At 42.4% G+C, this 13073-nt stretch carries 14 protein-coding genes; 5 read left to right on the top strand and 9 right to left on the bottom strand.

Annotated features, from left to right (window positions below):
• Positions 1 to 155 precede the first annotated feature (155 nt).
• The 7 genes from HMAT_RS05390 to HMAT_RS05420 form a co-directional block, all read right to left on the bottom strand.
• Positions 156 to 722, bottom strand: coding sequence for a hypothetical protein (locus HMAT_RS05390; RefSeq protein WP_104381752.1), 567 nt, complete (start codon positions 720 to 722; stop codon positions 156 to 158).
• A gap of 48 nt (positions 723 to 770) precedes the next feature.
• Positions 771 to 1823, bottom strand: a complete 1053-nt coding sequence (gene arsB, locus HMAT_RS05395; protein WP_104381753.1) for an ACR3 family arsenite efflux transporter — start codon at positions 1821 to 1823, stop codon at positions 771 to 773.
• A 3-nt stretch (positions 1824 to 1826) separates the two neighbouring features.
• Positions 1827 to 2441 (bottom strand): protein-tyrosine-phosphatase, encoded by a 615-nt coding sequence (locus HMAT_RS05400; protein WP_104381754.1) that lies wholly within the window; start codon positions 2439 to 2441, stop codon positions 1827 to 1829.
• A 17-nt stretch (positions 2442 to 2458) separates the two neighbouring features.
• Positions 2459 to 2932, bottom strand: a complete 474-nt coding sequence (locus HMAT_RS05405) for a DUF6428 family protein (protein ID WP_104381755.1) — start codon at positions 2930 to 2932, stop codon at positions 2459 to 2461.
• Positions 2933 to 2999: 67 nt separating this feature from the next.
• Entirely contained in the window at positions 3000 to 3332 is a 333-nt protein-coding gene (locus tag HMAT_RS05410) for a helix-turn-helix transcriptional regulator (protein WP_104381756.1), read from the bottom strand.
• Between the two features lie 98 nt (positions 3333 to 3430).
• Positions 3431 to 4342 carry an AraC family transcriptional regulator gene (locus HMAT_RS05415; protein WP_104381757.1) on the bottom strand — a complete coding sequence of 304 codons (912 nt, stop codon included), beginning with the start codon at positions 4340 to 4342 and terminating at the stop codon, positions 3431 to 3433.
• A gap of 64 nt (positions 4343 to 4406) precedes the next feature.
• Entirely contained in the window at positions 4407 to 5210 is an 804-nt protein-coding gene (locus HMAT_RS05420) for an SDR family oxidoreductase (RefSeq protein ID WP_104383308.1), read from the bottom strand.
• A gap of 256 nt (positions 5211 to 5466) precedes the next feature.
• Between HMAT_RS05420 and HMAT_RS05425 the strand changes: the two genes are divergently transcribed.
• Positions 5467 to 5727, top strand: coding sequence for a hypothetical protein (locus HMAT_RS05425; protein WP_104381758.1), 261 nt, complete (start codon positions 5467 to 5469; stop codon positions 5725 to 5727).
• 72 nt (positions 5728 to 5799) lie between these two features.
• Here the strand turns inward: HMAT_RS05425 and HMAT_RS05430 are convergent, their stop codons facing one another.
• The gene (locus HMAT_RS05430; protein WP_104381759.1) at positions 5800 to 7218 is read right to left on the bottom strand and encodes an SDR family oxidoreductase; all 1419 of its coding nucleotides are present in this window, start codon (positions 7216 to 7218) and stop codon (positions 5800 to 5802) included.
• Positions 7219 to 7630: 412 nt separating this feature from the next.
• Here HMAT_RS05430 and HMAT_RS05435 point away from each other — a divergent pair, with 412 nt between their 5' ends.
• Entirely contained in the window at positions 7631 to 8278 is a 648-nt protein-coding gene (locus HMAT_RS05435) for a hypothetical protein (RefSeq protein WP_104381760.1), read from the top strand.
• 89 nt (positions 8279 to 8367) lie between these two features.
• Here HMAT_RS05435 and HMAT_RS05440 read toward each other — a convergent pair whose 3' ends face one another.
• Positions 8368 to 8757: a DUF5856 family protein gene (locus HMAT_RS05440; protein WP_104381761.1), complete on the bottom strand. Its 390-nt coding sequence runs from the start codon at positions 8755 to 8757 to the stop codon at positions 8368 to 8370.
• Between the two features lie 347 nt (positions 8758 to 9104).
• On the opposite strand from HMAT_RS05440, the gene HMAT_RS05445 reads away from it, so the two are divergent.
• From HMAT_RS05445 to HMAT_RS05455, 3 genes are all read left to right on the top strand, one after another.
• Positions 9105 to 9476, top strand: a complete 372-nt coding sequence (locus tag HMAT_RS05445; RefSeq protein ID WP_104381762.1) for a hypothetical protein — start codon at positions 9105 to 9107, stop codon at positions 9474 to 9476.
• An 82-nt stretch (positions 9477 to 9558) separates the two neighbouring features.
• Complete coding sequence (locus tag HMAT_RS05450; protein WP_104381763.1) at positions 9559 to 10347, top strand: GLPGLI family protein; 789 nt, start codon at positions 9559 to 9561, stop codon at positions 10345 to 10347.
• Positions 10340 to 13009, top strand: a complete 2670-nt coding sequence (locus tag HMAT_RS05455; protein WP_104381764.1) for a carboxypeptidase-like regulatory domain-containing protein — start codon at positions 10340 to 10342, stop codon at positions 13007 to 13009. The genes HMAT_RS05450 and HMAT_RS05455 overlap by 8 nt, the downstream gene beginning before the upstream one ends.
• Positions 13010 to 13073: the final 64 nt, after the last annotated feature.

The raw sequence follows: 13073 nt of genomic DNA on the forward strand, positions 1-13073 counted from the left end.
GATAGGTTTATTAAAATGGTGGTTTAGTTGGAGAGCGCACGGTCTTAGTACCGGCGCTTTCTTTTCTTGTCAGGTTTTCTGAATTACAGGCGTCTTCCGGCCAAACTCACCGGTTTTCCTGCTTCGTCAACATTGTGTACTCCACCTGATTTGAATTATTCTTGCCGGTACACGAGGCCTTTGCTGAGACAATGCTCTTCCCAAGGTATTTCTATCAGCCGGCTATGTGCGTTTTGTGGAATGATACTTTTTGGTGTTGGCAGGTAAAGATGGTTTTTATTTCCACTTTTCAAGGTAATGCGTAGATCGGGGATTTTTTTGAGGTTGCGCTGCAAGGCCGCAAAAAATGCTTTTGCGGATTTGTCAGCCTGCTTCATGATCTGCCTCAGGTGGATGATTTCTCTTGTCCGATCAGTTTCATAGCCGCCACTTCCTGCGATTGAATATTCGGCTACAGGCGAATCGTAAAAGAGACCAGAGCTTGTGATATCCTCCTGATCTGAAAAGGGATAGGTAGACAGGAAAAAACCATGATAATCCGCCGATGAAAAGCTTTCCAGAAATGCCGACTGATTTTCCTTGTTATATTTTACATAATTACGCTCGCCTGAACGCCGGTTTATCGTTTCAATATAGGCGTGCGCACGATGTTTTTCCATCGTTTCTCCGCAATACTGAAAAAACAGCTGTGCAGGTATGGCAATCCAAAAGTACTGGCCCATTTTCTTTCCTGAATTTAATTTAAGAGATAAATATAAAAATTTCCTTCCTCAAATTCTGCTATCGGATGGGGGACTGAAATATTTCTTTCTGAACCAAAAAGCCAGATTAACCAGTGCGATCAAGGCAGGAACTTCAACCAACGGGCCAATCACGCCGACAAAAGCCTGGCCGCTATGAATGCCAAATACACCGATGGCTACTGCTATGGCCAGTTCAAAGTTATTGCCAGCAGCAGTAAAAGCAATTGCCGTACTCTGTGAATAATCTGCGCCGACTTTCTTGCCGGCAATAAAGCTAACGACGAACATCAACGCAAAGTAAATCATCAAAGGAACAGCAATGCGCAGCACATCGAAAGGAAGCTGCAAAATCATTTCACCTTTAAGACTGAACATGACAATAATGGTGAACAGCAAAGCAATTAGCGTGACCGGTGAGATAAACGGAATAAACCGTTTCTGAAACCAGTCTTCGCCTTTTAATGCAATCAGCCCGTATCTGCTTAGTATTCCCGCAAGAAAAGGAATACCCAAATATATGCCGACGCTTTTTGCAATCTCCATAATTGAAATAGCAACGGAAAGCCCAGATACGCCAAATAGCGGAGGCAATACAGTAATAAATAGGTAAGCGTAAAGACTGTACAACAGTACCTGAAAAATACTGTTCAGTGCAATCAGACCAGCAGCATATTCCCTATTTCCATCAGCAAGCTCGTTCCAGACAACAACCATTGCGATACATCGGGCGAGGCCGATCAATATCAATCCGGTCATATACTCCGGATAGCCGTTCAGGAAAAGGAGTGCTAGCGCAAACATCAATACCGGGCCAACAATCCAGTTCAGCACGAGTGAGATCCCCAATACCCTTACATTACGGAAAACTTTTCCAATATGTTCGTACCGTACTTTAGCCAATGGCGGATACATCATCATGATCAAACCGACTGCCAGAGGAATATTAGTTGTTCCGCTGCTGTAACTGTTGACCCAGGTCGACAAGGAAGGAAAGAATTTTCCGGACAAGACTCCAACGGCCATCGCCAAAAAAATCCATAGCGTAAGGTATCGGTCAAGAAATTTAAGTTTCGAGGGCATAGGCTATAGTCTAATATGAGAGAAAACATAGAACATTTCAATTGCTATCTGCAAACTCCGCTGGGCGTAAATCTGATCCTGTTCCAGACTACCGTCGGATATCTTGGGATCTTCAAAAGGTAGTGGTATGCGTTTTTCGGCACCAGCAATAAAAGGACAGCCACCGTCAGCCTCGGAACAGGTCATAATTGCCGCAAATTCAGTTGAGGGGTTATATGCACTGTCATACTTTTTTGAAAACCCGACAATGGGCACCGCATTGTCGCTGCTCTTTATTGCATATACCGGATTATTGCTGTCTGCAATCTTGAAGATCTGAAAGCCCTGGGCAGTCAATGTCTCGGCAACCTTTGGGAACAGCGCCGTTTCTTCCGTACCACCGGAGTAGCTACTGACATTCGGTATCTTGAAATAAGCGGCGGCGGTGTGTGCCCACACCTGGGCTAAATGGCTCCGGCGTGAGTTATGGGTACAGATGAAGTTCAGATTTACCTGCTGCCCAGCAGTTACCTTCCGCTGGACAAAATCTACGAAGGTCTGTAAAGCAGCCTGACGTTCATCACTGGCAAACTGTTTCCACTGGAGCTGTTCGATCGTGTCTAATAATGTAGGGTACATCATCATAAATGTATGGTTTAGCAGCAGCCCGAACCCGGAGTACAACAAGATGATTGATTAACGGGTAGATCAGCGAGATTCTTCTTTTGTTTTTCAGCAGGAATGCCGCATGCATCCTGAGCAAGGCATGCCGTTGTCAAGCTTTTTAAAACAAAAGTTTTTCCATTGAAATCAAGGCCATACTTACCGATGGTGTCGCTCTGGTATTCCACTTCGATCTCTGCATCTTCCATTCCCAATTTTTCTTCCGAAAGGGCAATAATATGGAGCAGCTTTCCTGGCTTCAACCTGTGGTCGTAATCATCCGCATTCCAAAGCTGAAAGTTTACCGTTTTTTCCTTACGGATAACACCGCCACAGTCTATAAAATTTTTTGTGATCTGGCCCACCTCTGTTACGTGGAAGTGTTCGGGAACAAATGTTCCATTCTCCAATTGGAATTCAACATTTTCCAAGGTTGGAAGGATTTCTTTGATTTTTGATAGTCTCATTTTACTAGATTTAATGTGTTTATATGATATATTGCAATATTACGATATTGATGGTTAAAAAAAAGCGCTACGAACAGCAGCTTTTTACGTTCACTTCCTGGTTGAAGAACCTATTGAAATCACTCTGTACCGACTTCCACACTTCTTCGTCAATACAATAACAGACAGACTTTCCTTCAATAGTACCCTGAATAATACCCGTATTTTTTAGTTCCTTTAAATGCTGTGAAATAGTTGCCTGAGCAAGCCCAAGTTCATCAACAAGATCGTTGCATATACAGGCTTTTTTATCAATAATGTACTGGAGTATCGCAATCCTGGCAGGGTGGCCCAATACTTTGAACGCTGCAGCCACTTTATTCTGCTCGTCCGTAAAAATTTCTGTCTTTGTAAGTCCCATAATGAAGCTTATTTTATATTGCAATATTACGATATTAAAATTTAAGATGCAAATAAAAATAAAAAATGCCGGAAATCGAGCGCATGGCGGGGGAGCGGTCAATTAAAAGATTGTCTGAACGCTAGAGGGGAGAGATTGGTCTTTTTCTTAAACAGTTTGTTGAAGGATTGTGGATGTTCAAAACCGAGTTGGTAGGCAATTTCTGCCACTGAGAGACTTGTGGCCGTGAGTTTTTCCTTGGCTTCTTCAATCAACTTGTCGTGGATGTGCTGTTGGGTGTTTTTGCCGGTAACCGAACGTAGTAGATCACTTAAATAACGTGCTGATACATGGAGGCTTTCTGCTAAATACTCTACCGTCGGAAGCCCTTGTTTTAATGTTTCTTCGCTATCGAAATACGCATCCAGCAATTTTTCCAATTGTGTTAGCAGCGTATGGTTGACGGCTTTTCGCGTGATAAACTGACGCTCGTAAAACCGGTTGCTATATTGCAATAGCATATCAATTTGTGACAAAATAATACCCTGGGTATGTTTGTCGATATGTTGATATTCTTTTTCGATTTTAAGAAAAATTTCTACAATGTCTTTTTCTTCCCGTTCGGACAGATGTAATGCTTCATTAAGCGCATACGAAAAGAAGTTATAATTTTTTATTGTGGTTGCAAGGGGATGCGTATACAAAAAATCAGGATGAAACATAAGCATGTAACCTTTTCCACATTCGATGTTCATTTTTCTGATTTCAGCAATCGTCAAGGATTGAATCTGTTTGGGCGCAATAAAGTTCATAGTTCCTTTGTCAAAATCGTAATAGTGCTGGCCGTACTTTATTTTTGCCGTAACGTCTTTTTTAAGCGAAATACAATAGAAATTCACACAGAACTGCTCCCAAACGTTGCTTTCATCGGGTTTTATTCCAGCTACATCAATGACACTTACGAGCGGATGTAGTGGGGCCGGCAATGACAATTGCTTATGAAATTCGGATATGGAATTGATACTGTGCATCCTGTTTTTGTTTTACAAATTTACAAAAAACAACTGCCCGCAAAGACAGTTGCCGATTTAAAAATTAGGCCTCAAATTGTTTTGCGATTTCTTGCCTGAACGCTTCTTTTCCGATTGCCAGTCGTCTTTCATAGAGTGCATGTGCATCTTGGCCTGCCAGATAGCGTATTTGATCTTTATTGTCCGTTGCGGCTTCATACACTACCTGGGCAATTTGCGCTGCCGTGGAAGCATTTTGCATCATCACATCCATTTGTTCGAACAGTTTGTTTTCGATGTCTTCATAGTCCGGAGTTCGATTCATATCCAATGAACGACCTGCAAAATCTGTCGCGATTCCTCCCGGAGCAACTGTTTTGATCGCTATCCCAAATTTTTTCAGTTCAAAGGACATACTTTCGCTCCAGCCCTCCAAAGCGAATTTTGTCGCATGATACATCGAATGTAGTGGGAATCCCATAAATCCGCCAATTGATGTGGTCGAAATAAATAAACCGCCTTGCTGTGCTCTAAAATGTGGAATAAATGCTTGTGTAACGCGCAATACACCCAACAGATTGGTGTTGATCTGGCGAAGTATTTTTTCGTCGCTCAAGGTTTCAAACGCGCCCATCAATCCATAACCTGCATTATTGAAAACGACATCAATTTTGGCTAAAGAGATTGCTTTTTCTACGGTTTCTTTAATCTGCGCAGGATCGCTTACATCTAATTTTAATAGCGTAACATGTTCGATTTCGGTAAGCTCGGTTTCCTTTTCGGGATTTCGCATGGTTGCGATCACATCCCAACCCGCTTGTTGAAATAGTTTGGCAGTTGCTTTTCCCAATCCGGAAGAAGCTCCTGTAATGAAAATTGTCTTTCTCATCGTGTTATTGTTTGATTCCATACCACAAATGTCTAAAGAAGGCTTAGGGTATCTGTTGCCAAATTGAGCTTGGTTGTAGTCAAAATGACGAAATCAAAATGGAAAAAAAAATCATCGACTTTGGCACGATTATTTGTTGATATTCGTTATAAAAATTATACACTGTTAAGCTGATTTTTGCTCGATTAGTATACTTTTTAGCGTAATCATATTGGCGTAATTGCTGTAATTTAAAAATTTTAGAAGATCTATATTTATGCAAGGCACGATTGACGGGATAAGCGGCGAGCCACATCGTTCACAGGTGTTCCGTTTAACTTACAAAGGACAGGATTATCAGCTGGTGTTGTTGAAAAAGTCTTTATCAAAGCTCGATACGGAATTGCCAATTTTGCTCGACGGAATTGATCAAAAACTAGTAAAAAGGGGCGACTACTGGTTTTTTGAAAATATGCATTCGGATCAGCACTTTGCGACAGAGATTTGGCGTAATTTATCTCTTCGATATCGTCTTTAAAGCCAAAAATTTTACCTTATCTTGGCTCGTACTCCAAGAGATTAATAAATCATAACTTGTGAATTCTTATTTTTAAGGTTTAGCTATCCTGTTTATCATGCCCCTAAATATAAAGCCATGAAAAGGCCATACAGCATACCAATAGAGCCGTCCAGCGATGCCCAAGGGTCTAAAGGTCGCCGTCTGTAGCAAGATATTATCTTCGATCTTAAATTCTAGCCAGGCTTCTCCCGGGAGTTTCATCTCCGCATAAAGCAGTAATCTTTTGGTCTTTCGATCGGCGATCAGCACGCGCCAAAAATCAAGTGCATCACCTGCAGCCAGATCGCTTTTGTTTTTTCGTCCCCTTCGCATCCCCACACCACCGACTAATTGGTCCATGAACCCACGGATTTTCCAGAGCCAATTGCCATAATACCAGCCAGAATTCCCACCAATGGACCAGATTTTGGTCAATGAGGCTTCACTATTTTGGAGCGGAGCCTTACGGACATCTTTAAAGCAACCGTAACTGGGTACCTCGAGTAACCGGGTGAGACCCCCAGCTAAAATTTTACTGGTTTGTGCATCTTTCCAGCTAGACACCACATTGTCGCTTTCAATTTTTTGAAAAGCCAATTGTATCGATTGTCTGTAATTGATCAACTTGATCCCAAGCTCGTTCGCCAGATTATTGGGTTTACAGATCACTTCCACTTTCATGCTATCCACCAGATTTCTGGCCAGGTGATAGGAAGTCGAAGTAACAAAATAAAGCCAGTAGGAGGAGAGCCTAGGTGTCATCAGTGGGATAACATAGATCTGTCGCCTTAGTTTTCGTTCGGCAGCATATTGCAGCAGCATCTCTTTATAGCTCAGGATGTCGGGACCGCCAATATCATAGCTTTGGTTAAATGTTTGTGGATTAGCGATGACACCGATCATAAATTCGATCACGTTGCGTATGGCGATAGGTTGACATTTGGTTTGCAACCATTTGGGTGTAATCATAATGGGGAGTTTTTCTACCAGATCTCGTATGATCTCAAAAGATGCACTTCCCGAGCCAACGATGATACCAGCCCGCAGTGTTGTGACAGGAATCCGTCCGCTTGCTAATATGCGCTCAACGTTTCTCCGCGAGTCGAGATGTTTGGACAATCGATCGGAATTAATTATTCCACTCAGATAGATGATCTGCTGGGCCGTGGTTTTTTCAATAAAGTTGCTGAAGTTGGTCGCGCAATCGGCTTCCATCTGTTGGAAATCACCTGATTGTGTAGCCATCGAATGGATTAGGAAATAAGCGATATCTATTTCAAGCGGAATATTTTTTAGGCTTTCTTTATTCAAAAAGTCAACTTCAATAATTTGAACTTGATCCGAGATTGCCGATGGATCAAAACGATTCTTATCTCTTACACAGCAAATAACTTCATGTCCCTGTTCCAACAGTACAGGCAAAAGACGTTTTCCGATATAACCTGTAACACCAGTTAAGAGAATTTTCATAACCTGAATTTTTTAGTGCAGATACCTGTTATTTAATATATAAATATACTAAAAATATATTTACACGCCTGTTTTAGTATAAAAATATATTATTAACATTCCCTCCGATGGACCAGATTTTGGCCAGTGGCCTAAGATCCCATACTTATATTTATTACTAAAAATATTAGTTTTATTAAATTATTTTTTCGAAATTTATCGTCAACAACCAATTATTGTATCTATTGCTGATCTGGCTCCCAAAGCAAAACGGCGAGCGTGGAATTATGCGATCACCGAAGTGTGCATCGTGGTACTTATGTTGTCGGATTAGATAAGTTTGCTGTGGAGGATCAGTAAAAAGTCATGTAATCTGCTATTTAATTTTTATCTTTAGACCATAACCCATTAAAGACTTAAATAAAATTACCAGATGAACAAGTATGCCCTTATTGTCGTTATTTTTTTCGTAGCCGTTAGTAAGCTTAGTGGACAAAATTCTGGTCCTGAATTTTATAGTGTCAAGTTAATGGCAAGTTTTGACCGTGTCAAAGAAGCAATGCCTGAACTGGCAGCACGGTTGGGAAAAAGTAACTCATCCAGTCTTACCTCAATTTATGAAAACGATAGCAGCGCCGCTTTTGAAATCACGGAGCGCAACACAAATACCCAGCTGCTCGTCGATAACGAAAAGGAATACGAACGGCTCCTGTCGGAAGCTAAAACTGATCCTTACAAACCCAGTATTTATATGTTATATGAATATGAGCTAAAGGATAAGACAGCATCAGTAATACCTCCTAAAAAACCTCTTTCCATTATAGCATATGGACTTGTCTGGACGCTGACCATCAAAAAAATCGCTGAAAAGGAAACCAATATCGTAATCCGTTATAAAGGAGAGGCGAAAGCGTTCACCGAAAAGATCAGGCGCGAATCTGAAAGTGATGCATATTATAACATAAAGATCGTTAAATCTGCAATAGATGACTTAAGAATGCGAAATATGGTTAGGGATATTTTGCTAAAGGAATTGCGGGTAGATCAGGATAATTCAATAACACGATCTCCGGCCAATTAACTTTATTTTGGTCGACAGTCAAAAGTCAAAAGCCCTTCTTCTGGAAGGGCTTTTGATTTAATATCATAGCCAAAAAGGCGTCTCCAGCGTTATTCTAACCGTTTTAGACGGAACAATAATTGCTGGACAGCTTCCTGTGCATCGTCAATAATGGATTGGGAAAAAGTTTCTTTAAATAATCCTTCCCGCTTGCTTTCCACCTGCTTATAAAAGTCCTCAATATATTTAATATAGTTGGCGGGTTTTGAAGTTTCAGGAATAATGATATTCAGTGTACCTTCTAAAGAAAAAGTTGTCTCGACCAACCTGTCTGTAATGTCGATCAGGGATTCAATAGCCTGATCCAGGGAAATATGCGCTTCATAACTCCCTTTGCCTGTTATAGACCAATGGGTTAGCTTTAACGCATTTCTAAATGAAATCATTTCTCCCAGAAAGTTTGCAACCTCCTGTTTGGTGTTCTGTTGTTTTTTTGCCATAATTATCTGTTTCCGCGTTTATATTCACTTTTGAGAAGATAACAAAATACCATCGCTCTTTGTTTTGGAATGCTTTTTTGTTTTCAATCCACCGAGGGAAACAATCTCACAGGGCTAATAATAGTATGACCCGCCAATATGCCACAGTGACCTGTACTTATCAGCAGCATATAGTCCCATCATTATTTTTTGTAACCAAACGGATATATATATTAATATCGCGAATCGTGAAGCAGTCCTAACGAATATTAAAGGGTCATTTTTTCACATGATCCTACACCATACTTTTATCATCAAATAGGGCGTAGGTCTGCTCTATAGCATGTTCAAAATTAAACCAAAATGAAATGAAAAAACTATTCATGAGTGCGGTAGCGGTGGCGGTGATGTCATCGGCAGCATTTGCAGGTACAGGAAAAGCAGCTGTAAACAAAACAGCTGAAACTAAAGCTATTGAAGCTACAACGGTAAGCGAAAAGGTGGAAGCACCGAAAATGGTCCACAGCTCACCGGACGGTACAAGACGCATTGAAATGGTGGAAATCAAAACCGCCAATTCATCGAAAGTCAGATGTACATTCCGAATTGATTACTACGTGGGCGGACAGTATGACGGTTCGGTAACGATCAGCGGTAATTATTCCAGCTGTGGTGGTTTCTTCTGCCGTATGAAGGAACTGCTGACGGATACCTACGGTAGCAACGCTTATTACAACTAATCGTCTAGCTGCTAAAGTTAATCATCAGAAAATTTAAATCCGAAAGTGGACCTCCGGGTTCACTTTCACATCTTTCAGTGTTATGAGATCTTATTTTTTAGTTTGTTTATTGTTGTGTTCGGTCTGGGGTGTGCAGGCTCAGAAGCTGCATGCCGTTTATGAATATATCCCCTCCGGAGTTGCAACCTTTCGGGAGCATGTGTATGCTGAAAATGGCGTAAAAACTGTTGTCCGCGATTCCCTTCCCGTTGCACGGGATACCAATACCGATGCCCTGGATCAGGATCCGGGAAGTATATTTGCTTTATCGCTCGATGTAGGCAAAAATTTCAGACGGGTGATCATCCAAAAAAATGACGATAAGGAAATACTGGAAACACGCTCACTGGAGGGTGTCAATTACCTGGTCAAGGATCAGTTCCCAGATCTGATCTGGAATACAAACTACAGCAGTACCGATACCCTGGGAAAATATGTATGCCATAAGGCTACGGCGAATTATCGGGGTACAACACTGATCGCTTACTATACCAACAGCATTCCGGTACCGATAGGGCCATACAAATTTGGCGGACTGCCCGGGCTCATCGTCATGCTGTATAACGAAAGCGCAAACCCCAATTACTGGATTCTCAAAGAAATAGGATATCCATACGCCGGTGATATCCCCGTAAAGGAATCCTACGTCTACGCATTGCCTAAATTGACGCTGCAGGAATATATCAGTAAATATGAGACCATCTCCGAAGAGAAAAAGCGGATTCTGGAGAGTAAATTTCCCGCCAGCGAGGTTGTTATCGAGGAAAGAACCAAGGCTAGGGGCACCGTGGAGCAAGTGTATGAATGGGAACAGAAAAACGTAAATGAATAGGTATCTACTGTTTTTGTTCCTTTGGCCCGGCATTATTTTGTCACATGCACAGGCTCAGCTATCCGTCCATGGATCGGTGACTTCCAATGGACAGCCTGTCGGCAGTGTACGGGTAGAGCTGCGCTTATCGCGGGATTCGGGTTTATTGGCCTATACCTTTACCGATGGAGCGGGGCGATATCGCCTGGCTGCAAAACAGCCGGGACCGCAGGTTCTGTCCTTTCAGGCATTGAGCTATGTGCCGACCGAACGGGAAATTGATATCCGTAGGCCCGATACAACAGTCAATGTGCAGCTGATTGCGGGTGGGATAGAGCGCCTGGCCGAAGTACTTGTCCATGCAAAGCGCCCCTATATGCTCGGGAGGGATACAATTGAGCTGAGTGCAAAATCATTTCTGCAGGGTGATGAACGTACGGTCGAAGATTTATTAAAGAAGATCCCGGGACTGAATGTCGGTAGCGACGGAAGTATCAAGGTCGGTAATAAGGAGGTCGAGAAGGTGATGGTCGAAGGCGATGACCTCTTTGAAAAGGGCTATCGGCTGCTGACACAGCATATGTCGGTACAGCCCGTGGATAAAATCCAGATTCTACAACGTTATTCCAACAACAAACATCTGAAAGGGATCGAGAATTCGGATAAGATCGCCCTTAATATCCAGCTCAAGGAGGACAGTAAGAATCAATGGGTGGGATCGGTCGCAGTTTCGGCCACCCCGGCCGGAAAACAGTATTATCAGGCGAGCGCCAGCTTAATGAATTTTGGCAAGAGAAATAAGTATTATCTACTGGGAGCGGCCAACAACAATGGTGTTGATGCCGTAAGCAGTATCAATCACCTGTTGTATTCAAGCCAGACCGACGAACCGGGACAGATCGGCGCAGGAGCGGTGACACCCACGCTGATCGACAACATGCCGGCTTTTCCCGACTTTGATTACAAAAGAACGAATTTCAACAACGATAAATTGCTTTCATTCAATACCATTCTGAATCCGACGAAAAAGCTGAAGGTCAAGTGGCTCGGCTTTGTCAATCCGACAAAGAAATCCTTCTACCGAAATATGGTACAGGATTACCATATCGAGGATCTGCAATTTACCAATACCGAAAACTATGAATTCAACAGGCATATCGACAATTATTTTTCGAAATGGGAACTGCAGTATGATCTTAATCAGAAATCCACGCTGACCTACTCCGGTAATCTGGGATCGCTCCAGAAACAGGATGTAGGTAACCTCTTGTTCAATGGCATCGGCAGTACCGAACTAACGGGTAGTAAAGGAAACCTGACCAGCCACAATCTTAGCTATACGCATAAATTTTCCGAACGTGAGGTTCTCGTCAGCTCAGCACGCTGGATCCGTCAGCGGTCTCCGGTCGATTATAGCATAGACAAGTATTATTACGAAGACCTCTTTCAGGTCGGGAACATCGCGGCCGTGAGCCAACATATCGAAAATAACCTGGATTACCTTGGCCTGACATCGCACTATGTCCGGCGGGCAAAAAACGGAAATTTTATGGAAGTCGCGCTGCTCAACGAATATAAGGAGCAACAGCTCGAAACTGTACTTGCCCTAAACCGGGAAAATGATACCCCGATCCATCCTGCAGGCTTTTCCAATCAGATTGACCTGCGGTCCAATCAAACGGGTATCCTAGCGAAGTATACGGTAAAGCAAGGGAAATGGGAGTGGACACCAAAAGTACAAGCCTGGTATATACATAGTCGTCTCGACCGGGGCGGAGATACCCAGAACAGAAATAATTGGCTGATCACACCAGGGCTATCGGGGAAATGGATGCTGTACCCAAAGGGAAAATTAGAAGCCCAACTTTCCTTTCAACAAAAAAATACGGAGCTATTGGATATTGTTCCCAATTATTACAGCACTGGGCTGCGCAGCTTTATCAAGGGATTGGATAAGATGGCGACATTAAACAGCTCTGAGGGTATGTTGACCTATACGCATGGGAGCATGACAGACCGTTTTTTTGCTAACCTTTCCCTGGGCTATACCACGATGTTTGATTACATCAGCAATCAGAACGATATTGGCGTCAACTACAACCTGAATGACAAGATCTTACTCAAAGACAGAAAAGACAGGTTTTATAAATTGCAGCTCAATTATTATGTAAAGACCTTGGGCGGAAATATCCGCTTGGATATTGGCGGTAATTCTTCGGGTTATCAGGCCATGGTCGTTGGCGTGGGTGCACGCCAGATACAGCTGTTCGCACAGGAGTATGCGCTATCATTCCGAAGTGCATGGAGGTCAAGGGTCAATATCTACACGGGCTACAGCATACAATCTACCGCTTATACCAGTGAACGAAGGGATCAGCTAAAAAATACCAAGGCTTTTATGCATGTCTTTTTGAATATGGGTAAAGGGCTGCAGGCAAACCTGAAAAATGAGTCCTACCGTTTTGGTGATTTTCTCGGTACTGATGCAAAAACGTATTATTTTTCCGATTTTTCGGTCTTTTACGAGGCCAAAAAGATCCGGACTCGGTTTGATATCACCGCAAAAAATATACTGAATACACGCCAGTTCAGAAATGCCGTGGTGACGGACACCTACCGTAGCATCACCGAATATCGGCTTTTGCCTAGGTATATTGCTATAGGTGCTGAATATAGTTTTTGAAGCTGATAAGAATATAGATAACTCCTGTACATTTACTACCAATTATATAAAAATTAGCTGATAT

It is taken from the genome of Sphingobacterium sp. HMA12 (genome assembly GCF_002933815.1).
GTDB lineage: Bacteria > Bacteroidota > Bacteroidia > Sphingobacteriales > Sphingobacteriaceae > Sphingobacterium.

Bases quoted from the DNA above. Each gene is read 5' to 3' on its own strand.
- HMAT_RS05390 (WP_104381752.1), bottom strand. From the start codon at position 722: ATGGGCCAGTACTTTTGGATTGCCATACCTGCACAGCTGTTTTTTCAG.
- arsB (WP_104381753.1), bottom strand. From the start codon at position 1,823: ATGCCCTCGAAACTTAAATTTCTTGACCGATACCTTACGCTATGGATT.
- HMAT_RS05400 (WP_104381754.1), bottom strand. From the start codon at position 2,441: ATGTACCCTACATTATTAGACACGATCGAACAGCTCCAGTGGAAACAG.
- HMAT_RS05405 (WP_104381755.1), bottom strand. From the start codon at position 2,932: ATGAGACTATCAAAAATCAAAGAAATCCTTCCAACCTTGGAAAATGTT.
- HMAT_RS05410 (WP_104381756.1), bottom strand. From the start codon at position 3,332: ATGGGACTTACAAAGACAGAAATTTTTACGGACGAGCAGAATAAAGTG.
- HMAT_RS05415 (WP_104381757.1), bottom strand. From the start codon at position 4,342: ATGCACAGTATCAATTCCATATCCGAATTTCATAAGCAATTGTCATTG.
- HMAT_RS05420 (WP_104383308.1), bottom strand. From the start codon at position 5,210: ATGAGAAAGACAATTTTCATTACAGGAGCTTCTTCCGGATTGGGAAAA.
- HMAT_RS05425 (WP_104381758.1), top strand. From the start codon at position 5,467: ATGCAAGGCACGATTGACGGGATAAGCGGCGAGCCACATCGTTCACAG.
- HMAT_RS05430 (WP_104381759.1), bottom strand. From the start codon at position 7,218: ATGAAAATTCTCTTAACTGGTGTTACAGGTTATATCGGAAAACGTCTT.
- HMAT_RS05435 (WP_104381760.1), top strand. From the start codon at position 7,631: ATGAACAAGTATGCCCTTATTGTCGTTATTTTTTTCGTAGCCGTTAGT.
- HMAT_RS05440 (WP_104381761.1), bottom strand. From the start codon at position 8,757: ATGGCAAAAAAACAACAGAACACCAAACAGGAGGTTGCAAACTTTCTG.
- HMAT_RS05445 (WP_104381762.1), top strand. From the start codon at position 9,105: ATGAAAAAACTATTCATGAGTGCGGTAGCGGTGGCGGTGATGTCATCG.
- HMAT_RS05450 (WP_104381763.1), top strand. From the start codon at position 9,559: ATGAGATCTTATTTTTTAGTTTGTTTATTGTTGTGTTCGGTCTGGGGT.
- HMAT_RS05455 (WP_104381764.1), top strand. From the start codon at position 10,340: ATGAATAGGTATCTACTGTTTTTGTTCCTTTGGCCCGGCATTATTTTG.